This is a genomic window from Neisseria sp. 27098_8_112, from assembly GCF_041433235.1.
Taxonomy (GTDB): Bacteria; Pseudomonadota; Gammaproteobacteria; order Burkholderiales; family Neisseriaceae; genus Neisseria.
The window spans coordinates 12,968-37,399 of the sequence record NZ_JAPWBB010000007.1; the positions used below are offsets into that span (position 1 = coordinate 12,968).

The window sequence follows — 24,432 nt, forward strand, 5'->3', positions numbered from 1 at the left end:
GGCCGTCTGAAACATGAACATTACCATCGTCGCCCCTTATTGCTCGCTGCCGTCCGAGCCGCACTTCAACCGCTTCTGGTATCTTGCCGAGCTGTTGTCGCAGTCGCATGACGTGTTGCTGATTACCAGCAACTTCAAGCACTACGACAAATCTTTCAGACGGCCCGAAGATGCCGAGGCCGCCTCACAAGGCCGTCTGAAAGTCATGCTGTTGGAAGAAAGCGGATACAGCAAAAACGTGTCTTTAGGACGCGTGACCAGCCATCACCGCTTCGTCAAACATTTTGAAAAATGGTTGGAAAACTGCCGTCCGGGCGAACAAGATGTCGTCTTTTCCGCCTATCCGCTGATTGCCACCAACCTGCTGTTGGGCAAACACAGAGCGCGTTTGGGCTACAAACTGATTGTCGATGTGCAGGACGTATGGCCGGAGTCTTTCTCCTCGGTCGTACCGTTTTTGAAAAAAGTACCGCACAACCTACTGCCCTTTGCTTCACGCGCCAACCAAGCCTATCGCTACGCCGACGCGCTGGTTGCCGTATCGCAGACTTATCTCGACCGCGCCAAAGAAGCCAATCCGAACGTACCTGGCGAAGTCGTTTATATCGGCGCGGATTTTCCGAAACTCGATGCTGCGCCAGCCAAATATTTTGGCGACGATAAAACCCGCTTTTTCTACTTGGGCACGCTCAGTTACAGCTATGACGTGGAAACCGTGTGCAAAGGCGTTCGCAAGCTGTTGGACGCCGGCGAAAACGTCGAATTACACATCATGGGCGGCGGCCCCGATTTGGACAGGCTCAAACAATACGCCTGCGACGGCATCAAGTTTTACGGCTACATTCCTTACGCCGAAATGATGTCGGTCGCCAAAGGCTGCGACATTTCCGTCAACGCCATCCACTCTTACGCCATGCAGTCGATTACCAACAAACTGTCCGACTATATGGCTTTGCAAAAACCGATTCTGAACAGCCAGGTCAACGACGAAGTTGCCGAAGTCCTTACCCTGCTGCCGCATGCGAACTACCGTTCCGGCGATGTGGACGGTTTCGTTCAAGCCGCCAAAGATATCTTAAAGCGCAAAAACGATCCTGTTCAGTCCGAAGAAATCGTCCGCCGCTTCAAACGCGACGTTGCCTATCAAAAAATCGTCAATCTGATTGAAAGATTAGCTCATGAATAAATTTTTCAAACGCCTGTTTGACATTGTTGCCTCCGCGTCAGGGCTGATTATCCTGTCGCCTGTGTTTTTGATTTTGGTGTACCTCATCCGCAAAAACTTAGGCTCGCCCGTGTTCTTCATCCAAGAGCGACCGGGCAAGGATGGCAAGCCGTTTAAAATGATTAAATTCCGCTCCATGCGCGATGCAATCGATAAAGACGGCAACCCACTACCGGACAGCGAACGCCTGACCGATTTCGGCAAAAAATTACGTGCCACCAGTTTGGACGAACTTCCTGAATTATTGAATGTCTTAAAAGGCGAGATGAGTCTGGTTGGCCCTCGTCCGCTGCTGATGCACTACCTGCCGTTGTACAACGACTTCCAAAACCGCCGCCACGAAATGAAACCAGGCGTGACCGGTTGGGCGCAAGTCAATGGCCGCAACGCCATTTCATGGGACGAAAAGTTCGCCCACGATGTTTGGTACATCGACAACTTCAGCTTTTGGCTGGATATCAAAATTTTGTTCCTGACGGTTAAAAAAGTCTTCGTCAAAGAAGGCATCTCAGCCGAAGGAGAAGCCACCATGCCTTATTTCACGGGTAATAAAACTGATGAAAAAAAATAACATACTGATTCTGTCGGCAGGTCGCCGTGTCGAATTGGTGCAGGACTTCCAAACCGAAGCCGCACGTTTTTCAGACGGTATCGGCGTTTTTGCCACTGACCTCAACCCCCACATGTCTTCTGCCTGCCATGTTGCCGACCGCGCTTTCAGCGTACCGCGCATCGATGCGGCCGAATACATTGACAGCATTTTCGAGCTGGCCCAACAACACGACATCGGTCTGATTGTGCCAACCATCGATACCGAGCTGCTCAAACTGGCCGAAGCACGTGACCGTTTTGAAGCTGAAGGAATACATATTGTCATTTCTGACGCAAAGCTGATTACCCTGTGCCGTGACAAGCGCCTGACCGCAGGCCTGTTTGCACAATACGGCATTCGTTCGCCTGAAATTTACGAACGGGACCGCCTGGTTTTCCCATGTTTTGCCAAGCCTTATGACGGCAGCCGCGCCATCGGTGCGAAAAAAATCAATACACCGGCTGATTTGACTGTCGACATTACTGAAGACCCGAAAATGATGTTCGCCCAATACATCGATATCGAAAATACTTTCTCCGAGTTTACCGTCGATATGTATTACGACCGTCAAGGCCGTCTGAAATGCGCCATTCCTCGCGAACGTTTGGAAGTGCGCACCGGCGAAGTCAGCAAAGGCGCAACCCGACGCAATGCCCTGTATGAGGAGCTGATTGAAAAAATGGCCGTATTGGAAGGCGCACGCGGCTGCATTACCGCGCAATTCTTCGTCAGCAAAACCGACAGCACAACCTACGGTGTGGAAATTAACCCGCGCTTCGGCGGCGGTTTCCCACTGACTTACGCAGCAGGCGGCAACTATCCGGGCTGGCTGATTCAAGAATATATCGGCGGCCAAGACGTCCTGTTCTCCGACGACTGGGAAAACAATTTAATCATGCTTCGTTATGATGCTAAGATTTTGGTAAGAGAACATGATTAAACCGGAAGAATCCGTCATCGTCTTCGATCTTGACGATACGCTTTACTCTGAGCACGACTACAAATGCTCCGGAATACAAGCAGTTGTAGGGACAATTACGTCACTTTACCCACAATACGATGCCGACGTACTAAATGAAATTGCAGACAATAAAAGTAAAGACTGGCTCGACAATTTGTGTCATCATTGCAAATTAAACGAATTAGAGAAACAATCACTTTTGTGGCAATATCGACTACACAGGCCTGTTATCCGACCCTATGTCGAACCGTCTTTTTTACGGAAGCTGATGCACCCTTTTGCCGCACGCGCCCTGATTACAGACGGCCGCAGTCTGACACAGCGTTTGAAAATACAGGCCTTGGGTTTGACCGATTTGTTTGACGACATTTTGATTTCGGAAGCCATGCAATCGGAAAAACCCGACGACAAGCGTTTTGTCTTCCTGCAAAACAAATATCCGGCTGCAAAACGTTTCATCTACATCGGCGACAACATCAAAAAAGATTTTGTTGCACCCAACAAACTGGGTTGGCTCTCCATAGGCATCATGCCTAAGCCGCACAATATTCATCAAGCCGAGCCCGAGCAATACGGTCGTGAATACCAGCCCACCCTTTGGATAAACACCCTGGAAGAACTGACTACACTGACAACTTCCGCCACCGAAAAAGCAAATGCATAAGGGACATTTCTCCATGAAAATCTTATTTATGGGTCGCAAACAGGTTTCCGCCAACCTGCTTCGTTTTTTGACCAAACAAGACCATATCGAAATCGTCGGTGTCTTGACCGACAGCCATCTGCAAGGCTCGCCGACCACGGCTGCCGCGCAGGAATTGGGCTTGTCCCTGTACACCTTCGATACGGCTTTGGAAGCAATGCGAGAAGGCCGTCTGAAATACGATTTGGGCTTGTCCGTCCTTTACTGGCGCAAGCTGCGTGATGAATTCCTGAGCATTCCGACTTTAGGCACGATCAACTTCCACCCTGCGCTGTTGCCCGAATACAAAGGCACAGGCGGCTACAATCTGGCCATCATGGACGAGTTGAACGAATGGGGCAATACCGCCCACTACGTCGATGCTTCCATCGATACCGGCGAAATCATCGAAGTGGACCGCTTCCCGATCGATGCCGAAACAGAAACCGCCCAATCGCTCGAACGCAAAACCATGCAGGCCTTGGAAGATTTCGCACGACGCATCATCACCCACGCCATCGAGTCGAAAACCAAATTGCCGACCACGCCAAACATCGGTGGCCGCTACGTCAGCCGTGACGAGATGGAAGCCATGAAGCAAATCCGCGACGGCGACAATATCGAGAAGAAAATCCGCGCCTTCTGGTTCCCTCCTTACGACGGCGCATACGTCGAAATCAACGGTCAGAAATACACCCTGATCAACCGTCAACTGCTGGAAGAAATCGCTCCCAAAGGCTCAACCAGTCTTTTTGCAGGAAAAACAAATGCTTAATACATCACTCTCCCCATGGCCAAGCTTTACTCAAGAAGAAGCCGATGCCGTTTCCAAAGTCCTGCTGTCCAACAAAGTCAACTACTGGACAGGTACGGAATGTCGCGAATTTGAAAAAGAATTTGCCGCCTTTGTCGGCACGCAATACGCCGTCGCCCTTTCCAACGGTACGTTGGCTTTGGACGTAGCCCTCAAAGCAATGGGCATCGGCCAAGGCGATGATGTGATTGTCACTTCACGCACTTTCTTGGCTTCCGCATCCTGCATCGTGACTGCCGGCGCAAATCCGGTGTTCGCCGATGTCGATTTGAACAGCCAAAACATCAGCGCCGAAACCATCAAAGCCGCTTTGACGCCAAACACCAAAGCCATCATCGTGGTTCACCTTGCCGGTATGCCTGCCGAAATGGACGACATCATGGCTTTGGCAAAAGAACATAACTTGTGGGTTATCGAAGACTGCGCCCAAGCGCACGGTGCGAAATACAAAGGCAAATCCGTCGGCTCTATCGGCCACGTCGGTGCTTGGTCGTTCTGCCAAGACAAAATCATGACCACCGGCGGCGAAGGCGGTATGGTAACCACCAACGACAAAGCGCTGTGGAGCAAAATGTGGTCTTACAAAGACCACGGCAAAAGCTACGATGCCGTGTACCACCGCGAACACGCACCCGGTTTCCGCTGGTTGCACGAAAGCTTCGGCACCAACTGGCGCATGATGGAAATGCAGGCTGCCATCGGCCGCATCCAGCTCAAACGTATGCCCGAATGGACTGCCCGCCGCCAAGCGCACGCCGCCAAACTGGCTGAAAGCTTGGGCAAATTTACCAGCATCCGTTTGGTTGAGGTGGCCGACTACATCGAACACGCGCAATACAAGTTCTACGTTTTCGTCAAACCCGAACACCTGAAAGACGGCTGGACGCGCGACCGCATCGTCAATGAACTGAACGCGCGCAAAGTCCCATGCTATCAAGGCAGCTGCTCAGAAGTGTATTTAGAAAAAGCCTTCGACGACACGCCTTGGCGTCCGAAAGAGCGTTTGAAAAACGCTGTCGAGTTGGGCGACACCAGCCTGATGTTCTTGGTGCACCCAACCCTGACCGATGAAGAAATTGCGTTCTGCAAAGAAAACATCGAAGCCGTATTGACTGAAGCCACGGCATAATCATTTTCAGACGGCCTGCAACTTCAGGCCGTCTGAAAAAATAAAACAGCCTGCTTCAAACAATCCGTACCAAGCCACATTACAACACTCAGACACAAGAAATATAAAATGAACTTGGAAACCCTGCTGGCTCTGCCGCGCAACCTTAAAAAAACCTTCTTCGTCATCCACGATATCTTGATGATATTCGTGGCGTTTTGGTTTGCCCAAAGCCTCAAAGTGCAATATTCCGACGAATGGTTGAGTATCGCCAACTGGCTGGCTTTCGGCAGCACCGCTGTGCTGACCATCATCCTTTTCATCCGTATCGGCCTCTATCGCGCCGTCACACGCTTCGTCAGCATCCGCGTCCTGACCGCCGCCGCATTCGGCAGCATTATTTCGGCGGTCTTGTTCTGCCTGACCACCCTGATTTTTGAACAAAAACTACACCTTGCCCTGCCCATCGTCTATTTCTTGGTTTTGGTAGTCGGCGTAACCAGCTCGCGCATGATCCTGCGTGCGATTCTGACCGACCATCACCGCAAACAGATGACCCCTGTCATCATCTACGGCGCAGGCCAATCCGGCCGCCAGTTGTTGGAAGCCATCAAACAGGTTAACGAATACTCGGCCATCGCCTTTGTCGATGACAACCCGAAAATCCAACGCACCGTCATCTATGACCTTGCCGTCTACAACCCCAACGAAATCCCGATGCTGATCAGCCGCTACGGCGTCCGCAAAATTCTGCTGGCGATTCCAAGTTCTACGCCTGAAGAACGCAAAGACATCATCCGCCGCCTCGAAGCATACAAATGCGAAGTCCTGACCATTCCGGGCATGAAAGATTTGGTCGACGGCAAAATCAACGTCAGCTCATTGAAAAAAATCTCTGTGGTCGATTTGCTCGGCCGCGCTCCTGTGGCACCGCGCCCTGAATTGATGAGTGCCGACATCAGCGACAAAGTCGTGATGGTGACCGGTGCAGGCGGCTCTATCGGCTCCGAACTTTGCCGTCAGATTCTCAACTGCCGTCCGACCAAACTGCTGTTGTTTGAATTGTCCGAATTTGCCCTATACAGCATAGACAAAGAATTGCGCGAAACCCAAGCCGTGCAAGGCAGCCAAGTCGAAGTCGTACCGCTTTTGGGTTCGGTTCAAAACAAAGAACGCCTTAGCAGCATCATGAAAGCCTATCACGTCGACACCGTTTATCATGCCGCAGCCTACAAACACGTCCCTATGGTTGAGTTCAACACCATAGAAGGCATTCAAAACAACGTATTCGGCACACTCTGCTGCGCGCAGGCTGCCGTAGATGCAGGCGTTTCCACCTTTGTTTTGATTTCCACCGACAAAGCCGTCCGTCCGACCAACACCATGGGCGCCAGCAAACGCATGGCCGAACTCTGCCTGCAAGCGCTTGCCGCCGAGCCGGAACAAAAAACACGCTTCTGCATGGTGCGTTTCGGCAATGTATTGGGTTCGTCCGGCTCCGTTGTCCCTGTATTTGAAAAACAAATTGCCGAAGGCGGCCCGATTACCCTGACCCACCAAGACATTACCCGCTACTTCATGACCATTCCCGAAGCGGCGCAACTGGTTATCCAAGCTGGTGCAATGGGTAAAGGTGGTGACGTATTCGTCCTCGACATGGGCGAATCCGTCAAAATCATCGACCTTGCCCGTCAAATGATTGTCCTCAGCGGCCTCAAGGTCAAAGACGAGCAACACCCGCACGGCGACATCGAAATCAAGATTACCGGCCTGCGCCCAGGCGAGAAACTTTATGAAGAACTGCTCATCGGCGACGAGGTGCAAAAAACCACTCATCCCCGGATTATGACCGCCAGTGAAGTAATGCTTCCATGGACACAATTATCTGACATACTGTCGGAACTCGAAACCGCTTGTCTCCAAAGCGACCAAAACAGCCTGCGCCAGCTTCTGTTGCGCGCACCGACAGGCTTCGTACCTAAAGACGGTATCTGCGACTTGGTTTGGCAACAAAACAACAAGGCCGTCTGAACATTTTCAGACGGCCCGGACACCATCCCGCAAGGACTACTACATGAAAAAAACGCTCTCCCTGCTTACTCTATTCGCACTGACTGCCTGTAACAGCACAACAGTCATTCCTGGTTCAACCATCAAAACCAGAACCAAAACCATTGTTTACACCGATACCGACACCGCAGCCGATACCAACCTCGACAGCCGTGTTGCCGTTTACCCCATCACGCCCAACCTGATTGAAAAAATGCGTATGCCGCCCGTACTTTCCCAAGCCAACCAAGGCTTGGAGCAAAGCAAAAGCGCTTACCGCTACCGCATCGGCAGTGGCGACGTCCTCAATATCATGGTTTGGGCGCACTCCGACCTTAATTCCCCCATCCAGCAAAGCAACCCGCAAACCAACCAAGTCAGCCGCGGCGCCTGGGTAGATGAGGGCGGTTATATCACTTACCCGTTGGCAGGCAAAATTCAAGCCAAAGGCAAAACTTTAGACGAATTGCAAAACACCCTGACCAGCCTTCTGAAACGCTACATTAAAAACCCTCAAGTAGCCATCAACGTTACCGAATTCCGTTCGCAACGTATTTCAGTATCCGGTGCCATCAACCAAGCAGGTCAGCTGCCGATTACCAATATCCCAATGACCATTTTGGATGCCATCAACCAAGCAGGCGGCGTTACCCAAAGTGCCGACACCCAACACATCAAATGGACGCACAACGGCGTCGACCGCACCCTCTCCCTGCAAGACATGCTGCAATACGGCGATATGTCGCAAAACCATCTCCTCAGCCATGGCGACATCGTTTACGTTCCTAACAGCAGCAACAACAAAATCTACATCATGGGCGAAGTTGGCAAACAAGCCACCCTGCCGATCGGCAATCACGGCCTCAACCTGACCCAAGCGCTCGGCGAAGTCGGCGGTATGAACCAAAACTATGCTGACGCAACCGGCGTATTCGTGATCCGTCGCGCACCTGAAGATGCGGCCAAACCTATCCACATCTATCAGCTCAACCTGAAAGATGCGACTTCTTACGCGCTGGGCAGCGAATTCAAACTGCGTTCGGAAGACACCGTTTACGTTACCGCCGCCCCGGTTACCCGTTGGAACCGCGTAATGTCACAAATTACCAACTCCATCAGCAACGTCAACACCCTCGACAATACGTTTAAATAAGCAGTGGTTCCTGCTGTCAGACCCTGTTTGACAGCAGGATACAAAATCACGCACAATCCGACCAAATTACATAAACGGCATATAAAAGCCGTACACACCGCACAAACGGAAAAGCAGTATCTTATAGTCTGACTCACGCTTTTTTCAGACCATAAACCGAAACAATATCATGTACCACAACATACTCATCGTCTGCCTAGGCAACATCTGCCGCTCACCCACAGCAGAGCGGATCATGCAGAAAAAACTACCCGGCCACCGCATCAGCAGCGCCGGCATAAAAGCACTGGCAGGTAAGGATGCCGATTTCCAAGCCATCAAAACCGCACTCAAACACGGCGTTATCGTTGCAGGCCATACGGCACGCCAACTGACCGCCCAAATGTGCGAACAGGCCGATTTGATTCTCGTCATGGAGCCCTGTCAAATCGACATGGTGGCCGACATCCATCCGCCGGCACGCAGCAAAACTATGCTGTTTGCCCAATGGTTGCCTAAAAAAACCGTACCTGACCCATACAAACAAAGCAGCGAAATGTTTGAAGCCGTTTTTGAACAGCTCAATGCTGCCGCAGACACTTGGAAAACCAAACTAAACGGAAAAACTCAACCGGTATAAAACCGGCATGAACAAGAAAGCAAGCAATGAAAAAAACGACCTACACACCTTACAGCGCAGACAACGACGAAATCGACTTCGGCCAACAGTTGCGCGTAATTTGGACAAATAAATACAAAATCCTCGCCGCCCTGCTTGCAGGCGGCATTCTTGGCGCAGCCTTCAGCCTGGCATCCACCCCGCAATACCGCGCCGACGCCATGCTGGAAATTGAAACGCGACAAAACCAAATCCTGACCGAAATCAACAGCATCTTCAACAACCAAACCACGCCGTCTGAAGCAGAAGTCGAGCTGGTTCAATCACGCTTGGTGCTGGGGAAAACAGTTGACGACCTTCAGCTTGACCAAGAAGTCAAAGCCAAATATACACCCGTTATCGGCAGCCTGATGCACAACATCAGCGGCGACCCCGATCCCAAACTGACCGTCGGCAACTTTACCGTACAAGACGAATGGTTCAACAAAACCTTCACGCTGACCGCCAAGAGCAACAAAGCCTATACCCTTACCCTGCCTGACAAACGCGTCGTCGAAGGCAAGGTCGGCGTGCCTCTGAAAATCAACAATCAAACCACCCTCAAAATCGATCAAATCCTAGCCAACCCGGGTCAAGAATTTGCGTTAACCAAGTTTTCCCGTATCAGCGCGATCGAAAACATCCAAAACAAACTGGCGGTCATCAGCAAAGGTAAAACCAGCCCCATCATCAACCTTACCTTTACCGGCACCGACCCTAAACGGACCAGCGTCATCCTCAACAGCATTGCCGACAACTACGTTGCGCAAAATCGCGAACGCGACGTCCAAGTCGCATCCAGCGGTTTGGCTTTCATCAGCGAAGAATTACCACGCTTAAAAGAAACCTTGCAAGATGCTGAAAACAAACTCAATGCCTACCGCCAACAATCAGGCTCCCTCGACATTCCGCTCGAGTCCAAAGGCGCATTGGAAAGCCTGACCGGCATCGAAACCCAAATTACCCTGCTCAAAACCGAAGAAGCAGGTTTGGCCGAGCTGTACACGCCGGAACACCCTTCCTATAAAGCCGTATTGGACAAACTTGCTGTCCTCGAGCGCGCTAAAAACAAAATCAACCAACAAATCGCCGAGTTGCCGAATACCCAACAAGAAGTCATCCGCCTGACCCGTGACGTAGAAACCAACCAAGCAACCTACGTCCAACTGTTGAGCAAACAACAAGAACTCAACATCATGAAAGCCAGTGCGCAAGGCAATGTCCGTATCGTCGATTATGCCTATGTCCCTGAAAACCCCGTTGCACCGCGCAAAGCCGTCATCACGCTCCTGAGTGCACTTGCAGCAGGCTCATTGACCGCTTTGTGGCTGATAATTCGCAACCGCATGAAAAACGGCATTACTTCATCCGAAGAAATCGAAAACCTCAATTTAGAAGTCGTCGCTCTTGTTCCGCACTCCAAAACCCAGCAAAAACGCGACTTCTTCAAAAGCAAATTCAAGAAAACCGGCGGCCGTTCCAACTATCTGCTGGCCAGCGAAGACCGCGCCGACACTGCCGTCGAAGCCATCCGCGCCCTGCGCACCAATATCTACTTTTCCATGCTGGACGCGCCTAACAACATCCTCATGATTACCGGTGCCGCGCCTGAAGCAGGTAAATCCTTTATCTCCGCCAACCTCGCCACCGTAATGGCGCAGTCAGGCAAACGCGTTCTGCTTATCGATACCGATATGCGCAAAGGCTACCTCGACCGACTCTTCGGCCTTACCCCCGAGTTCGGCTTGTCTGACATCCTCAACGGCAAAGCGGCTCCGGCCAAAGCCGTACAAGAGACCGGCGTTGAAAACCTCCACCTCATCAGCAGCGGCAGCTATCCTAGCAATCCGTCCGAGCTTTTGATGGACAACCGTTTCAACGAATTGCTCGCCCACGCGCGCCAACGCTACGATTACGTCATCTTGGACACGCCGCCCGTATTGGCCGTGACCGACGCCGTCATCATCGGCCAACATGCAGGCACCGTCCTGATGATCAGCCGTTATGCGCACACGCGTGCACGAGAGCTTGAAGCCAGCGTCGAACGCCTCAAACAAAACCACATCAACATCAAAGGTGTCGTCCTCAACGGCATGAAGCGCGAAGCCAACAACAGCTACGACTACTACGCCTACGATGCCTACCATTCCGGTAACAATAAATCATAAACCGAAGCAGGCCGTCTGAACTTTCAGACGGCCTAAGGCTTTTTAAACAGCACAAAATATTTTTCACAAACGCCGCCCTTGCACCCCAAAGCCGTTTGTTTTAAAGTAAGCCCCGTTCCCATATGGAAGAGAAACATGAAAATTACCGTCATCGGCGCAGGTTCGTGGGGTACAGCTCTCGCGTTGCACTTTGCGCACCACAACAATGAAGTTGCCCTTTGGACACGCAATCCCGACCAAATCCGCACCCTGCAAGCAGATCGCGAAAACAAACGCGGCCTGCCCGGCTTCCCTTTCCCTGAGTCCCTGACCGTTTATGCCGATTTGGGCGAAGCGCTGAAAGACAGCCAACTTGCCCTGATCGTTACCTCCGTAGCCGGCCTCAGAAGCAGCGCCGAGCTGCTCAAACAGCATAACGCCGCCGATATTCCCGTTCTCGCCGCCTGCAAAGGTTTTGAACAAGATACCGGCCTTTTGACTTTCCAAGTACTGAAAGAAGTCCTGCCTAACAATAAAAAAATCGGCGTTCTCTCAGGCCCGAGCTTTGCCCAAGAACTTGCAGCACAACTGCCTTGCGCCGTCGTGTTTGCTTCCGAAAACAAAGACTGGGTGGAAGAAACCACTGCCCAACTGAACACCAACGTAATGCGCCTGTACGGCAGCACCGATGTCATCGGTGTCGCAGTGGGCGGTGCCGTTAAAAACGTCATGGCAATTGCCACCGGCCTTTCAGACGGACTCGAATACGGCCTCAACGCACGCGCAGCCTTAGTGACACGAGGCCTTGCCGAAATCACCCGCCTTGCCATCGCCATGGGCGCTCAACCTAAAACCATGATGGGTTTGGCAGGCATCGGTGACCTTATCCTGACCTGTACCGGCGCACTCTCGCGCAACCGCCGCGTCGGCCTCGGCCTCGCAGAAGGCAAAGAGTTGCATCAAGTGCTTGTCGAAATCGGCCACGTTTCCGAAGGTGTCAGCACCATTGAAGAAGTCTTCAACACCGCCGCCAAATACCAAATCGATATGCCCATCACTCAAACCCTGCTGCAACTCATCCGCAAAGAAATGACCCCGCAGCAAGTCGTTGAACGCCTGATGGAACGAAGCGCTCGCTTCGAATAAACGGTCGCGCCGTCTGCCATTCAGACGGTCTGACGCACAATATGGCAGCCATAAGGCCGTCTGAAGGGAAACACATGAACCAATCACTAAACAACCTGGAAATCAACGTTTACCAACTTGTCCAAAAATTTGAAACGCTGGTTTCAGAAAACCGCCGTCTCAACGAAGAAATCGACAGACTCAAACTCGAGCAAGAGCAACAAAAACACCAACACGACGCAGCCATTGACGAACTCAGCGAAGCCTTGCTGGTTCAAGTCGGCAAACTCAAAGAAGACCTGCAAAGCAAAATTGACAACCTGACCGTCGAAAAAGAAAACTACCGCAACGCACTGGCCCAAAGTGCAGACCAAATCCGCAGCCTCATTGCCCGATTGCCCCAAGAAACACAACAATAAAAGGATGCCCCGTGAGTATCGAACAAGTCAATCTCGACATCATGAATGTCAACTTCACCATCAACACACCGAGTGAAGAAAAAGCCACCCTTCTGCAAGCCGTTGAAATGCTCAACAAGAAAAGCGATGCGATTAAAGAAAGCGGCCGCATCGTCGGCACGGACAAAATCGTCGTCATGGCAGCCCTCAACGTCGTACACGACCTCTTGAAAACCACCCTCAACGACGATTTGGCAATCGGTGAATTTGAGCGTAAAATAACCGACATGAACAACGCGTGCCAAAAAGCACTGGCGCGCTTGGAGCAAAACTAATTTCCCCTTTTCCCTGCGGTGTTCGCGAAGGCATATATTCCTTTGAACCAATACGTTCGCTTTAGGTTGCCGGGAGCTGTAGTGGGCGCGAGCGTCCGTTTATCGGACGCACCCGAAACTACCCGAGGTGACCGCCTTGTCAGCAAGGTTCAAGCGGATTCAGCCTAAACGGCACTCGTGGGGATTCCCTAAAAAGCCATACCGACAGGTGTGGCTTTCCCCTTTCTAAGTAAAGACTTTCGTAAAGATTTCCGGCCGTCTGAAAAAACCGCATATTCATGCATCAAACACGCTCAATTAAGATTGACAAAAGCCAATCTCCTCTTTAAAATCCATAACTTTCTATATATATCTGGATTCCAACCATGAAAACCTTCTCTGCAAAACCCCACGAGGTGAAGCGCGAATGGTTCGTCATTGACGCAGAAGACAAAGTTCTGGGTCGTGTCGCAGCCGAAGTCGCACACCGTCTGCGCGGCAAACACAAACCCGAATACACCCCTCACGTTGATACCGGCGACTACATCATCGTCATCAACGCAGACAAACTGCGCGTGACCGGTGCTAAATTCGAAGATAAAAAATACTTCCGTCACTCTGGCTTCCCAGGCGGCATCTACGAGCGCACTTTCCGCGAAATGCAAGAGCAATTCCCAGGTCGCGCTTTGGAACAAGCCGTAAAAGGCATGTTGCCTAAAGGTCCTCTGGGCTACGCCATGATCAAAAAACTGAAAGTGTATGCCGGTGCCGAACACGGCCACGCTGCACAACAACCTAAAGTTTTGGAACTGAAATAATAAGGACACGACATGAACGGTAAATACTACTACGGCACAGGCCGCCGCAAAAGTTCAGTGGCTCGTGTATTCTTGACTAAAGGTACCGGCCAAATCATCGTAAACGGCCGTCCCGTTGACGAATTCTTCGCACGTGAAACCAGCCGCATGGTTGTACGTCAACCTCTGGTTCTGACTGAAAATGCCGAATCTTTCGACATCAAAGTTAACGTAACCGGTGGTGGCGAAACCGGTCAATCCGGCGCTATCCGTCACGGCATTACCCGCGCCCTGATCGACTTCGACGCAGCTCTGAAACCAGCTTTGTCTCAAGCAGGCTTCGTTACTCGCGATGCTCGTGAAGTTGAACGTAAAAAACCTGGTTTGCGCAAAGCACGTCGCGCAAAACAATTCTCCAAACGTTAATACGTTTTCAGAATCGAATCAAAAAGCCTTGCTCTGCAAGGCTTTTTTCATTTATAAAACAATAATCCAATATCCCCGCAATATATGATGAAAACCCTACTCCACTACACTAAATCATTGCTTCAGGCTGTGATTATCTTCATCTTCTTATCCCTGATTGTCGACTGGGTGCGCAAGCCTGACCAACCCTTGCAGTCGGCAGCACAAACCATCACTTTAACCGATGGGCAAACCACCTCCCTTCAATCCTTCAGTCAAAATAGGGTTGCCGTCGTTTATTTTTGGGGCAGCTGGTGTCGTATTTGTTCATACACATCATCAACCATAGAAAAGCTGCACCAAGACAATATCCCAACACTGGGCGTAGCCTTGCGCTCCGGAAGCGACGCAGACATTGCCCACCATATGCAACAAAACAATCTATCCTTTCCAAACTTCAACGATTCAGACGGCCTAATGGCTCAAAAATGGAACATAGCCGTCACTCCGACCATTATCATATTAAAAGATGGCAAAATGATTCACCACACATCCGGACTTTCCAGTTATATCGGCTTAAAAATCAGAATTTACTTGGCAAATATCTTCAGCTAAATTCATTGAAAATCCACTAAAAATAGAGAATCCAAAGAATCATCTCCACCGAATATTTTTATCCTATTCCACTTCATAAATAAATAAACTATCTCTTTCCCGATAACATATGATTTTGTTGAGATTATAAAGAAAATAGACTAAGATATAACCATAAGAACAATTGGAAACATTATTATCAAAACAAACTGTTAGAGATCTTCATCTAATATTGTGGCAGTGATGCTTTTGTTCCCATGACCCGGCTGCCGACGGCAGCCTTAAAACAGCAATATTCGCCTTTATCAATCTACCTCACGCTTCAACGGTTTGATTTTTGATAACACCGGAGACTTAGTAATGCCCAACCAATCTAAACATGCATCTATCAATATCGGTCTGATTCAGGCACGGGAAGCATTGATGACCCAATTCCGCCCTATTCTGAACCAAGCCAATATTACTGACCAGCAATGGCGTATCATCCGGCTCTTAGCGGAAAACGGCACACTCGACTTTCAAGATTTGGCCAATCAGGCCTGCATCCTTCGCCCCAGCCTGACCGGCATTCTGACCCGCTTGGAAAAAGCAGGTTTGGCCGTCCGCCTGAAGCCTTCCAACGACCAACGCCGTGTTTACCTGAAACTGACGCCCGAAGGTGAGAAACTCTATGAATCTACCGGCGCATTGGTTGACGAGCGCTATGACGCAATTGAAAAAGTCCTTACCAAAGAAAAAATGGCACAACTCAAAGAACTCTTGGCAGAGCTGGCAAAAATCGAACAGGCATTAAAATAAAGCGAGCCGGATGACAGATTCAACACACACACTCAAGAGATCCTTCCGAGATGCCATGGCCTCCTGTGCCGCCGGCGTACACGTTATCACGACAGACGGTGAAGCAGGGCGCTATGGCATTACCATGACTGCCGTCACTGCCGTTACCGACGAGCCGCCGACAGTCATGCTGTGCATCAACCGCCAATCCGCTATCATCCCCATCCTGCAGGGCAACCGCGATTTGTGTATCAACACGCTCAACGACGACCAGCAGGATGTCGCCGAACACTTTGCCGGACTGACCGACCTCTCGCCCGAAGAACGCTTCGAATACCATATTTGGCATAGGGGGCAAACCGGACAGCTCGAAGTCGAAGGCGCGCTGGCGCACCTGCACGGCAGCATTGTCGATCAACGCGAAATCGGCACGCATTATGTCTTTTTTGTTCAGATCAACGAAATCCGCAATACCGACACGCAAGCGCCGGCATTGCTGTATTTCCGTAGGCAATTCAAATCTTTGGCATAAATAAAGGTCTCAGGCCGTCTGAAACATCGGTTTCATTTTTCAGACGGCCTGAGACCTTTTCTGTTTCATACATTATAGGCACACCCATGAAAGCAATGATACTGGCCGCCGGTCGCGGCGAACGCATGCGCCCGCTGACCGACCACACGCCCAAACCCTTACTCGAAGTGGCAGGCACGCCGCTTATCGGCTGGCACTTACGCCGCCTGCGGAAGGCCGGCTTTACTGAAATCGTCATCAACCATGCCTGGCTTGGCCAGCAAATCGAAGACACCTTGAAAGACGGTTCAGCCTACGGCGTACACATTGCCTATTCTCCCGAGCGCGCCGGAGGCCTGGAAACTGCCGGAGGCATTGCCACTGCCCTGCCTCTTTTGGGCGGCGAGCCGTTTTTGGTCGTCAACGGTGATGTATTAACCGACATTGATTTCCAAGCTGCACAACTGGCTGCCCAGCGCATACAGGAACACAACCTTCTCGCCCATTTGTGGCTGGTGGACAATCCGCCCCATCATCCCGAAGGTGACTTTGGCCTGCTTTCAGACGGCCTGGTATCCGCATCATCCACAGACGGCCAAGCCCTGACTTTCAGCGGCGTGGGCGTTTATCATCCCGCGCTTTTCAAAGATACTCCGGCGCACCAGGCTGCCAAACTTGCCCCTCTGTTGCGTCAAGCCATGAGCCAAAACCAAATCAGCGGCGAACACCACAACGGCCTTTGGTTGGACGTCGGTACAGTCGAACGCCTGCAAGAAGCCGACCGTATCGCCCAAAGCTGGTAAAACAAAAGGGACGTATCCAATACGCCCCTTTTAATACTCAAGGCCGTCTGAAAACATTGATCAAATCATTTTCAGACGGCCTCAATCCATCAATCAAGCTTTAGCCAATTTCTTTTCTTTCTTCATTCCCAACAGGCCATTGGCAATCATCACGCACAATCCCGACCAAATCAATCCGTAGCCGATCAATGCGCCGCCTTGTACCGGCTCGCCCAGCCACACAATCGACACAATAAAAAGCAATACAGGCTCCAAATAGCTCAACATACCGAACACTGCCACCGGCAGCAATTGATTCGCCTTCAAATTCAAATGCATGGATATTGCACTGTTAAAACCCAGCAACATAATAAAAAAGATTAAAACCGGTTTGGCCGCAATCATCGCCGGCGTATCCGTTGCCAGCAAAATATACGCCAACACAAACGGCGTAATCATCAACAAATCAAAGGTCAGCCCGATTAAGGAAGGCACGCCCAGCTTGCGACGCAGCAGATAATAAAACGGATAAGTACCGAACACCCATACAGTCGTCCACGAAAACGCGCCCGACCGTACCAGTTCACATGCCACGCCTGCACACGCCAAGATTACCGCCACCCTCTGCAACCGGTTCAAACGCTCTTTAAACCAAATCCGTCCGCCCAGCATCATCGCCAAAGGAAACAGGAAATACCCCATGGCAATGTTTACCCCTTCCCCATTGACCGGCCCCCAGACAAACAGCCACAACTGGCTGGCAAATATCGGCGTCGGCAATACAATCAGCAGCCATCGTTTCCAATCCCGGCCGACGCCATAAGCAAAACGCGTTGCCGCCTGCCAACCGTTGACCATCGTCATCAGCACGCACAAAGCCGACAGCATGGCGACCATGCGCCAGGCAAACACCTCCGTCCCCGTCATCGGCCGCATCCACATACCGTACAGAAACAGCATGGAAAACAACAAATTGGACGCTATCGCAGCCAGCAAACCTTTGGATAAATTCGTCATTTCAGACGGCCTTTTGCAATCAATCAACGTTAATATTGTAGAAAAAACGGATGAAAAAATTACTCATCTTTTTAAATGAAGTTTTACCGCAAACATCCGTTTCATTAAAGGCCGTCTGAAAACCCTGTCTTTAGGTTTTCAGACGGCCTTTCATTGCATCGAAGCGGTCTAATACATCAGCCCTGCTTCACAATATCCGACAGCGGCCAGCGCGGCTTGACATTGAATGCACCGACAGCCTGACGCTCGGCAAGTCGCATCGCGCCGGCAAAGGCAATCATTGCGCCGTTATCAGTGCAATATGCCATCGGTGGGAAATAGACGTTGATTTTTTCTTCCTGCGGTTTGGATTTGCCTTTTTCAGACGGCATTTTGACGGTTAAGCGCGAGAATTCATCACGTAGTTTCCAGTTTGCACCCACACCGCCGGCAACCACCAAAGTTCTGAAGCCGGTATCCAACAACGCTTTTTTGGCTTTGGCCGCCAATACGTCAACCACCGCATCTTGGAAAGCGCGGCAAATATCGTTACGCGTCTGTTCGGGAATTTCATCGCTACCGGTTTCGGTGCGGACTTTTTCGACAGCGGTCAAAACGGCTGTTTTCAAACCGGAAAAGCTCATCTGCAAATCGTGCGAATGGAGCATAGGACGTGGGAATGTGAAGGCATCAGGCGTGCCAAGTTTGGCCAGCTCGGATAATTTGGTACCGCCGGGATAAGGTAAACCTAACAGCTTGGCCGTTTTGTCGAACGCCTCGCCTGCCGCATCGTCCACGCTTTCACCCAGCAAGGTGTAATCGCCGATACCGCGTACAGCCATAAATTGTGTATGCCCGCCCGACACCAGCAAAGCGACAAATGGAAATTCAGGCTTATCGTCTGCCAACAAGGGAGAGAGCAAATGGCCTTCAAGATGGTGGACAGGGATAACGGGCTTGCCGATGGCAAATGCCAAAGCGTTGGCAAAGCCTGAACCGGCCAGCAATGCGCCGCCCAAGCCCGGACCTTGCGTAAAGGCAACTGCGTCAATATCGGCATAGCCTACGCCTGCTTCCTTCAAGCAACCTTGCGTCAACGGCACGACACGGCGGATATGGTCGCGGCTGGCCAATTCGGGGACAACGCCGCCGTATTCGGCGTGCATCGCCATTTGTGTGTGCAAATGATGCGCCAACAGGCCGCGCTCGGTATCGTAGAGCGCAACGCCGGTTTCGTCGCAAGATGATTCAATTCCTAATACCAACATGGTTTGAGGCCGTCTGAAAAAATGATTAAAAACGATTCAGACGGCGTTTTCTCCAAAAACGGAAAAAGGCCGTCTGAAATAAAGTGCGGAATAAGCGGTTTACAAAGTGCCGTAAGAATGCAGGCCGCTCAAGAACATATTCACGCCGATAAAGGCAAAGGCGGTAATGACCAGGCCGATAACCGCCCACCAAGCCAACACTTTGCCGCGCCAGCCTGCCACCAGCCGCAAATGCAACCAGATAGCGTAATTCAGCCAAACGATGAATGCCCAAGTTTCTTTCGGGTCCCAGCTCCAATAGCGGCCCCACGCATCGGCTGCCCACAATGCGCCGAGAATGGTGGCAATCGTGAAGAACAGGAAACCGACGGCAATCGCTTTGTACATCACTTCTTCAATGACTTGCGAGTGCGGCAGCCATGATTTTTTGCCTGCATCTTCTTTTCTGAGTGCCAGCAGTTCGGCAATACCCAGCATGGCGGCGATACAGAATGCGCCGTAGCCGATAAAATTGGCCGGAACGTGGATTTTCATCCACCAAGACTGCAAAGCAGGAATCAGCGGCTGAATGGCATGCGCCTCGCGTGAAACGCTGTACCACAAGACAAATCCGACCACAATCGCCATAAAGCTGAAGACGAAGCCACCCAGTTTTTGTACGGCAAAACGGCCTTCGTAATAGAGGTACATCAGCGCCGTAATGACCAAGAACAAGATGAATACTTCGTAAAGGTTGGAAACCGGAATATGGCCGGCATCGGGACGCAGCAGATAGCTTTCATGCCAGCGTACCAGCAAACCGACAAAGCCCGCCATCGCGGAAACCCACGCAAATACGGTACCCATGCCCAAAAGCGTATTGGACGGCACATTCTTGCGCACCGCCGCTATCGCGCCGACGATATAGGCAAACAAGGCAAAGAACACAAACGCGCATTGCCACATAATCGCCGACTGGCTGCTTAACAGATATTTGAGCAGGAAACCGTCTGCGTGTTTGATGTCACCGCCATACAAATCAACGGCCAAATACGCCAAGCACACACCCAAAGGGATAAACCAGCGCATCGGTTTGAAAAACCAACCCAGAAAAACGGCAATACCGGCACTCGCCCACAAAATCACCATTTCGTAGATGTCCATGTGCAAACCGGCTTGGGTTTGTGCAATAAACGCACCGATGGCAATCAGCAGTGCGAATGCCCAGTCGAAGAGGTTGAGGTTTCGGATAAATGATTTGTGTGTCAGAAGCTCATGCTCGGGCAAGGCCTGATGTTTGTTATTCATGGTTCAAATCCTTGGCAAGCTGCTGCAATTGCCGTGTGTGTTGCGGAAATTCTTTCTGCAAATCGCGTTCGTTGCGGCTGGAAGACATGGCAAAACGGATACGGCCGTCTGAAAACAGCAGCCAAGCACGTTTTTCACGGATATAGAACATAAACACCGTACCCAACACCAGCAATACTGAACCCAGATATACCAAGAATGCGCCCGGCGAACGGGTCATCTGCAATCCGGAAGAGCGCACTTCGGAATAGCCGTCCAATTGCAGCAACATCGGCGCAGGATACTCGGTCAAACCGGTGTACGCGTCCATTGCATGCAGCAGGAAGCGGTTGCGCTTTTCATCTTGCGGCCAAGCCGGCAGGTTGTATGTACTGATCGTGTCTTCCAAAGCGGCGTTCATCACGCCATAGAGCATCTCGTAGAAATAGCCCTGCATTTTTTCCTGCTGATCTTTGGGAATGTTGGTGGTAACAAATTCGTCCAAAGCCAAATAGCCGCCTTTGGCAAAAATCGACAAGGTGTTTTCCGCCGCCGCCATGAATTGCTCGCGGATTTCGGCGGGTGCGCCTTTGACGGCGTTGGCAACGGTTTTACGGCGTGCCGCGTCGTCTTTCAAATATTGGCGCAAAGCCATAAAGGTGTCGATTTGGCCGTTTTTATCCATCGGAATGCGCAACCAACGGTATTGCTGCGCCAAGCCGCTGCGTGTGCCGGTAATGAAGAAATAGTCTTCATCTTGTTTTACCGGCAACATATAGTTTTTATATTCGACCGCCTGCCCTGCTTTGTCGCGGATACGGTAAACGATAGACGGGCCGATGTTGGTGTATTTTTTGCCTTCCTGACGGACGGAGCGAACATCGTTGATGGCGGATTTCAGGTTTTGCTCTTTTTCAGACGGCTCGCTCATGTCTTCGACGTTCATCGAAGTAAACTGGTCGAATTCCAGTTTATAAGAGGTCTTGCCCAAATCCAGCGGAAACTCACGCATGGAAGTTGCTTTGAGTTTAACCGGCGTACGGTCGGCATCAGCCAGATTCCACGCTTTAAAAGTCAAGTCAGAGCCGCCGTCGGCAAAACTTGCCTGATAAACTGTAATACCGTGCAACGTCAAAGGATGGTTGACGCGAATGGTGTGTTCGCTGACTTTGCCGGTCGCCTTGTCCGTTACTTCCAAGTCGCTGGCGAAATCGCGCGGCATACCGGTATCGTAAAAATCAATATGGAATTTCTTCAATTTGACGGAAAACGGCAAGTCTTGCACGAGCATGCCGTTATCCGCATTCAGAAATACCACGTCCGCGCTCTGACCTTCCGAAATATTGACATTGCCCCTAAACGACAAATTGGACGTACCCAACACGCTTTCGGGCTTAAAGTCTTTGGCGTAAACCGCCGTATTGTCCGGCACGACCCGGCCGGTAAGCATACCGATTTTCAGCAGGATATTGCTGTCTATCAAACCGCCCAAACAAATCACAATCAGCGCGGCATGGGCAAAGATATAGCCCCATTTGTTCATTGCGCCTTTTTTCGCCGCCACTAAAACCGAACCGTCTTCACGCGTAACGGTTTTGCAGCCATAGCCCTGCACTTCCAAATATCGTTGCGCGACTTCAGGCGTCACCTGTCCGTCTAAAACGGTGGAATAGCGCATTGCCGCCAGTGATTTTTCCTTCGCGTTTTCACGGAAGGAACGAATCTCGCGCAAAAACGGCGGAACATTGCGAATCAAGCACAATCCGGTGGAAATCACCAAAAACATCATGATGACAACGAACCACGCCGAGGCGTACACGTCGTACAGACCCAAAAAGCCGAAAATCTGCGACCAAAACGGGCCGAATTTTACCAAATAATCGACTTGTAGCTGATTTTGCTGCAAGACCGTACCGATAATCGAAGCCACGCCCAACAGGCTGAGCAGGGCGACAGCAAAACGCATGGAGCTGAAAAAGGCAAACCATGGTCTACGGATAAGTGGGACGGATGATGAAGATTTACTCATGTCTCAAATGTCGGCTTAAGGCAACCCGATCGATGGGACGGACTGCAATGACGTGTGATGCGAAAGGAAGAATACTGCATATTGTAGTAAAAATCTTGCTGTCGCTATTTGAAAAAAACAATCAGGCTTATCGGCCTATATTGGCTAAGGCCGTCTGAAGGGTTTTCAGACGGCCTGTATCAATAAGCTCGTTTCAAAACGAAATTAGTGCAAACCTTGGATGAAGTTGGCTACTGCGTTCAACTCTTCTTCGCTCAGGCGGTTGGCAATATCGGCCATGATGGCGTTTTTGCGTTGACCGGATTGGTAAGCTTTCATTTGCTCAACAACGTAAGCTTTGTGTTGGCCGCCCAGACGAGGATAGGCTTGGATTTCAGTACCGCCGCCAGGGATACCTGCGCCGCTAGGACCGTGGCAAGACATACATGCCGGCAGTTTTTTAGCGCTCAGGCCGCCGCGATAGATTTTCGCGCCCAGCTCTGGGTTTTCTTTAGGATTGGCTTCGCCCGGTTTGCCTTGTTGTTTAGCGTAGTAGGCGGCAGCGTCGCGGATGTCTTGTTCGGACAAGTTCATCACCATCGGTTTCATCACGCCGGCAGCACCGTGGGTACGGGTACCGTCTTTGATGGCCATGGTTTGACCGTAGGTGTAGGCCGCAGCCTGACCTGCCAGTTTAGGATAAGTTGCGATACCGCTGTTACCATCGGCTGCGTGACACGCCGCACAGATAGTAGTCGCTACCTGTTTGCCTTTTTCAGCATCTGCTTTAGGGGCAGCGGAAACCGCACCGGCAGCCAATACCAAGGCCAATAAAGTCAATCGTTTCATGGAGTGCTCCTGATTACAGCATTGCGTACCGCGTCAATGCCTTTTTTATACTCAAATACCGGGGAATTTTCCCGATTAAAACCGATAATTCTATAAACGTGCTATTCTATACCAAGTTTACATTAAATTACTACTCAAATTACCAAACTGCTGCAACATAAATGCCCGATACAAATTATGATGTTGCAGTTTTGTTTCCATGCAAGGAAATACTGATGAACCTTTTTCAAAACGCCAAATTCTTTACAACGGTCAACCATCTGAAAGACCTGCCCGACACGCCGGCCGAGATTGCCTTTGTCGGCCGAAGCAATGCCGGTAAATCCAGCGCCATCAATACTTTAACCAATCATGTGCGCCTTGCCTACGTTTCCAAAACACCGGGCCGCACCCAACACATCAATTTCTTTGAACTGGAAAACGGCAATTTCATGGTCGACTTGCCCGGCTACGGCTACGCGCAAGTACCGGAGGCCATCCGTGCGCACTGGGTCAAACTCTTGGGCGACTACCTGCAACAACGCCGCCAACTGATCGGCCTGATTTTGATTATGGACTCGCGCCATCCGCTCAAGGCTTTGGACATTCAAATGCTGGACTTTTTCCACATTACCGGCCGTCCTGTGCATATCCTGCTGTCAAAAGCAGACAAGCTGTCTAAAAACGACCAGATTAAAACTTTGGCTGCGGTAAAAAAATCACTCAAACCCTACACCGAGCGTCAAAAAATCAGCGTTCAACTGTTCTCCAGCCTGAAAAAGCAAGGTATGGACGAAGTCAATCAAGTGGTCGGCTCATGGTTTGACGCGCATCGCGAAGAAATCGAGAATCTTGCAGGTGAAACATCGCCTGAGTGATTGTAAAACAAGGCGGAATAAGATAAGTTGACCAACCGCAAATCTTATTCCGTCATTTGGTTTCTCACCATCGCGTTTACCATTTAATTCGAGACATGTCTCACACATGCCCTTTTT

At 50.8% G+C, this 24,432-nt stretch carries 25 protein-coding genes and 1 other RNA gene; 21 read left to right on the plus strand and 5 right to left on the minus strand.

Features of this window, described 5'->3' with window-relative positions:
- The first annotated feature begins 13 nt into the window (after positions 1-13).
- The 20 genes from O3682_RS05800 to murU all read left to right on the plus strand — a co-directional run bounded on the left by O3682_RS05800 (position 14) and on the right by murU (position 17,092).
- Positions 14-1,186, plus strand: coding sequence for a glycosyltransferase (locus O3682_RS05800; RefSeq protein ID WP_371508965.1), 1,173 nt, complete (start codon positions 14-16; stop codon positions 1,184-1,186).
- Positions 1,179-1,796: a sugar transferase gene (locus O3682_RS05805; RefSeq protein ID WP_371508966.1), complete on the plus strand. Its 618-nt coding sequence runs from the start codon at positions 1,179-1,181 to the stop codon at positions 1,794-1,796. Before O3682_RS05800 ends, O3682_RS05805 begins: the two co-directional genes overlap by 8 nt.
- A complete protein-coding gene (locus tag O3682_RS05810; protein WP_371508967.1) occupies positions 1,783-2,757 on the plus strand; it encodes an ATP-grasp domain-containing protein in 975 nt (324 codons plus the stop codon). Before O3682_RS05805 ends, O3682_RS05810 begins: the two co-directional genes overlap by 14 nt.
- Positions 2,750-3,442, plus strand: coding sequence for an HAD family hydrolase (locus O3682_RS05815; RefSeq protein ID WP_371508968.1), 693 nt, complete (start codon positions 2,750-2,752; stop codon positions 3,440-3,442). Before O3682_RS05810 ends, O3682_RS05815 begins: the two co-directional genes overlap by 8 nt.
- Before the next feature lie 13 nt (positions 3,443-3,455).
- On the plus strand, positions 3,456-4,235 hold the full coding sequence (locus O3682_RS05820; protein ID WP_371508969.1) for a methionyl-tRNA formyltransferase: 780 nt from the start codon (positions 3,456-3,458) through the stop codon (positions 4,233-4,235).
- Positions 4,228-5,403: a DegT/DnrJ/EryC1/StrS family aminotransferase gene (locus O3682_RS05825; protein ID WP_371508970.1), complete on the plus strand. Its 1,176-nt coding sequence runs from the start codon at positions 4,228-4,230 to the stop codon at positions 5,401-5,403. Before O3682_RS05820 ends, O3682_RS05825 begins: the two co-directional genes overlap by 8 nt.
- A 108-nt stretch (positions 5,404-5,511) precedes the next feature.
- Positions 5,512-7,413: a polysaccharide biosynthesis protein gene (locus O3682_RS05830; protein WP_371508971.1), complete on the plus strand. Its 1,902-nt coding sequence runs from the start codon at positions 5,512-5,514 to the stop codon at positions 7,411-7,413.
- Positions 7,414-7,456: 43 nt separating this feature from the next.
- A complete protein-coding gene (locus O3682_RS05835; RefSeq protein ID WP_371508972.1) occupies positions 7,457-8,584 on the plus strand; it encodes a polysaccharide export protein in 1,128 nt (375 codons plus the stop codon).
- 169 nt (positions 8,585-8,753) lie between these two features.
- Positions 8,754-9,203 carry a low molecular weight protein-tyrosine-phosphatase gene (locus tag O3682_RS05840; protein ID WP_004520878.1) on the plus strand — a complete coding sequence of 150 codons (450 nt, stop codon included), beginning with the start codon at positions 8,754-8,756 and terminating at the stop codon, positions 9,201-9,203.
- 26 nt (positions 9,204-9,229) lie between these two features.
- On the plus strand, positions 9,230-11,389 hold the full coding sequence (locus O3682_RS05845; RefSeq protein ID WP_371508973.1) for a polysaccharide biosynthesis tyrosine autokinase: 2,160 nt from the start codon (positions 9,230-9,232) through the stop codon (positions 11,387-11,389).
- A 135-nt stretch (positions 11,390-11,524) separates the two neighbouring features.
- Entirely contained in the window at positions 11,525-12,514 is a 990-nt protein-coding gene (locus O3682_RS05850; protein ID WP_371508974.1) for an NAD(P)H-dependent glycerol-3-phosphate dehydrogenase, read from the plus strand.
- A 74-nt stretch (positions 12,515-12,588) separates the two neighbouring features.
- The gene (locus O3682_RS05855; protein ID WP_263338408.1) at positions 12,589-12,912 is read left to right on the plus strand and encodes a hypothetical protein; all 324 of its coding nucleotides are present in this window, start codon (positions 12,589-12,591) and stop codon (positions 12,910-12,912) included.
- An 11-nt stretch (positions 12,913-12,923) separates the two neighbouring features.
- Positions 12,924-13,226 carry a cell division protein ZapA gene (locus O3682_RS05860; protein WP_003681511.1) on the plus strand — a complete coding sequence of 101 codons (303 nt, stop codon included), beginning with the start codon at positions 12,924-12,926 and terminating at the stop codon, positions 13,224-13,226.
- A 7-nt stretch (positions 13,227-13,233) separates the two neighbouring features.
- Positions 13,234-13,414: non-coding RNA, 6S RNA (gene ssrS / locus O3682_RS05865), on the plus strand.
- Positions 13,415-13,591: 177 nt separating this feature from the next.
- Positions 13,592-14,023 carry a 50S ribosomal protein L13 gene (rplM, locus tag O3682_RS05870; protein ID WP_003684605.1) on the plus strand — a complete coding sequence of 144 codons (432 nt, stop codon included), beginning with the start codon at positions 13,592-13,594 and terminating at the stop codon, positions 14,021-14,023.
- Positions 14,024-14,035: 12 nt separating this feature from the next.
- Entirely contained in the window at positions 14,036-14,428 is a 393-nt protein-coding gene (gene rpsI, locus O3682_RS05875) for a 30S ribosomal protein S9 (RefSeq protein WP_003681515.1), read from the plus strand.
- A gap of 87 nt (positions 14,429-14,515) precedes the next feature.
- Positions 14,516-15,022, plus strand: a complete 507-nt coding sequence (locus tag O3682_RS05880) for a protein disulfide oxidoreductase (RefSeq protein WP_128582144.1) — start codon at positions 14,516-14,518, stop codon at positions 15,020-15,022.
- A 339-nt stretch (positions 15,023-15,361) separates the two neighbouring features.
- Entirely contained in the window at positions 15,362-15,799 is a 438-nt protein-coding gene (gene hpaR / locus O3682_RS05885; protein WP_004520883.1) for a homoprotocatechuate degradation operon regulator HpaR, read from the plus strand.
- Positions 15,800-15,809: 10 nt separating this feature from the next.
- Positions 15,810-16,310, plus strand: coding sequence for a 4-hydroxyphenylacetate 3-monooxygenase, reductase component (gene hpaC / locus O3682_RS05890; protein ID WP_371508977.1), 501 nt, complete (start codon positions 15,810-15,812; stop codon positions 16,308-16,310).
- Positions 16,311-16,396: 86 nt separating this feature from the next.
- Positions 16,397-17,092 carry an N-acetylmuramate alpha-1-phosphate uridylyltransferase MurU gene (murU, locus tag O3682_RS05895; protein WP_371508979.1) on the plus strand — a complete coding sequence of 232 codons (696 nt, stop codon included), beginning with the start codon at positions 16,397-16,399 and terminating at the stop codon, positions 17,090-17,092.
- A 93-nt stretch (positions 17,093-17,185) separates the two neighbouring features.
- Here the strand turns inward: murU and rarD are convergent, their stop codons facing one another.
- The 5 genes from rarD to O3682_RS05920 all read right to left on the minus strand — a co-directional run bounded on the left by rarD (position 17,186) and on the right by O3682_RS05920 (position 23,458).
- Positions 17,186-18,088 carry an EamA family transporter RarD gene (rarD, locus tag O3682_RS05900; RefSeq protein ID WP_371508980.1) on the minus strand — a complete coding sequence of 301 codons (903 nt, stop codon included), beginning with the start codon at positions 18,086-18,088 and terminating at the stop codon, positions 17,186-17,188.
- A gap of 176 nt (positions 18,089-18,264) precedes the next feature.
- Entirely contained in the window at positions 18,265-19,335 is a 1,071-nt protein-coding gene (gene tsaD / locus O3682_RS05905; protein ID WP_371508982.1) for a tRNA (adenosine(37)-N6)-threonylcarbamoyltransferase complex transferase subunit TsaD, read from the minus strand.
- 99 nt (positions 19,336-19,434) lie between these two features.
- A complete protein-coding gene (gene ccsB, locus O3682_RS05910) occupies positions 19,435-20,622 on the minus strand; it encodes a c-type cytochrome biogenesis protein CcsB (RefSeq protein WP_371508984.1) in 1,188 nt (395 codons plus the stop codon).
- A complete protein-coding gene (gene resB / locus O3682_RS05915) occupies positions 20,615-22,567 on the minus strand; it encodes a cytochrome c biogenesis protein ResB (RefSeq protein ID WP_371509107.1) in 1,953 nt (650 codons plus the stop codon). The genes ccsB and resB overlap by 8 nt, the downstream gene beginning before the upstream one ends.
- 267 nt (positions 22,568-22,834) lie before the next feature.
- A complete protein-coding gene (locus tag O3682_RS05920) occupies positions 22,835-23,458 on the minus strand; it encodes a c-type cytochrome (RefSeq protein WP_003684518.1) in 624 nt (207 codons plus the stop codon).
- Between the two features lie 215 nt (positions 23,459-23,673).
- On the opposite strand from O3682_RS05920, the gene yihA reads away from it, so the two are divergent.
- Positions 23,674-24,315: a ribosome biogenesis GTP-binding protein YihA/YsxC gene (gene yihA, locus O3682_RS05925; RefSeq protein WP_049336942.1), complete on the plus strand. Its 642-nt coding sequence runs from the start codon at positions 23,674-23,676 to the stop codon at positions 24,313-24,315.
- Positions 24,316-24,432: the final 117 nt, after the last annotated feature.

Excerpts from the sequence above, each read along its gene's own strand:
- O3682_RS05920 (WP_003684518.1), bottom strand. The coding sequence starts at position 23,458 with ATGAAACGATTGACTTTATTGGCCTTGGTATTGGCTGCCGGTGCGGTT.
- O3682_RS05825 (WP_371508970.1), top strand. The coding sequence starts at position 4,228 with ATGCTTAATACATCACTCTCCCCATGGCCAAGCTTTACTCAAGAAGAA.
- O3682_RS05830 (WP_371508971.1), top strand. The coding sequence starts at position 5,512 with ATGAACTTGGAAACCCTGCTGGCTCTGCCGCGCAACCTTAAAAAAACC.
- tsaD (WP_371508982.1), bottom strand. The coding sequence starts at position 19,335 with ATGTTGGTATTAGGAATTGAATCATCTTGCGACGAAACCGGCGTTGCG.
- O3682_RS05880 (WP_128582144.1), top strand. The coding sequence starts at position 14,516 with ATGAAAACCCTACTCCACTACACTAAATCATTGCTTCAGGCTGTGATT.
- hpaC (WP_371508977.1), top strand. The coding sequence starts at position 15,810 with ATGACAGATTCAACACACACACTCAAGAGATCCTTCCGAGATGCCATG.
- O3682_RS05835 (WP_371508972.1), top strand. The coding sequence starts at position 7,457 with ATGAAAAAAACGCTCTCCCTGCTTACTCTATTCGCACTGACTGCCTGT.
- O3682_RS05820 (WP_371508969.1), top strand. The coding sequence starts at position 3,456 with ATGAAAATCTTATTTATGGGTCGCAAACAGGTTTCCGCCAACCTGCTT.
- O3682_RS05840 (WP_004520878.1), top strand. The coding sequence starts at position 8,754 with ATGTACCACAACATACTCATCGTCTGCCTAGGCAACATCTGCCGCTCA.
- ccsB (WP_371508984.1), bottom strand. The coding sequence starts at position 20,622 with ATGAATAACAAACATCAGGCCTTGCCCGAGCATGAGCTTCTGACACAC.
- rpsI (WP_003681515.1), top strand. The coding sequence starts at position 14,036 with ATGAACGGTAAATACTACTACGGCACAGGCCGCCGCAAAAGTTCAGTG.
- rarD (WP_371508980.1), bottom strand. The coding sequence starts at position 18,088 with ATGACGAATTTATCCAAAGGTTTGCTGGCTGCGATAGCGTCCAATTTG.
- O3682_RS05855 (WP_263338408.1), top strand. The coding sequence starts at position 12,589 with ATGAACCAATCACTAAACAACCTGGAAATCAACGTTTACCAACTTGTC.
- O3682_RS05805 (WP_371508966.1), top strand. The coding sequence starts at position 1,179 with ATGAATAAATTTTTCAAACGCCTGTTTGACATTGTTGCCTCCGCGTCA.
- O3682_RS05800 (WP_371508965.1), top strand. The coding sequence starts at position 14 with ATGAACATTACCATCGTCGCCCCTTATTGCTCGCTGCCGTCCGAGCCG.
- O3682_RS05845 (WP_371508973.1), top strand. The coding sequence starts at position 9,230 with ATGAAAAAAACGACCTACACACCTTACAGCGCAGACAACGACGAAATC.
- yihA (WP_049336942.1), top strand. The coding sequence starts at position 23,674 with ATGAACCTTTTTCAAAACGCCAAATTCTTTACAACGGTCAACCATCTG.
- resB (WP_371509107.1), bottom strand. The coding sequence starts at position 22,567 with ATGCGTTTTGCTGTCGCCCTGCTCAGCCTGTTGGGCGTGGCTTCGATT.
- hpaR (WP_004520883.1), top strand. The coding sequence starts at position 15,362 with ATGCCCAACCAATCTAAACATGCATCTATCAATATCGGTCTGATTCAG.
- O3682_RS05815 (WP_371508968.1), top strand. The coding sequence starts at position 2,750 with ATGATTAAACCGGAAGAATCCGTCATCGTCTTCGATCTTGACGATACG.
- O3682_RS05850 (WP_371508974.1), top strand. The coding sequence starts at position 11,525 with ATGAAAATTACCGTCATCGGCGCAGGTTCGTGGGGTACAGCTCTCGCG.
- rplM (WP_003684605.1), top strand. The coding sequence starts at position 13,592 with ATGAAAACCTTCTCTGCAAAACCCCACGAGGTGAAGCGCGAATGGTTC.
- murU (WP_371508979.1), top strand. The coding sequence starts at position 16,397 with ATGAAAGCAATGATACTGGCCGCCGGTCGCGGCGAACGCATGCGCCCG.
- O3682_RS05810 (WP_371508967.1), top strand. The coding sequence starts at position 1,783 with ATGAAAAAAAATAACATACTGATTCTGTCGGCAGGTCGCCGTGTCGAA.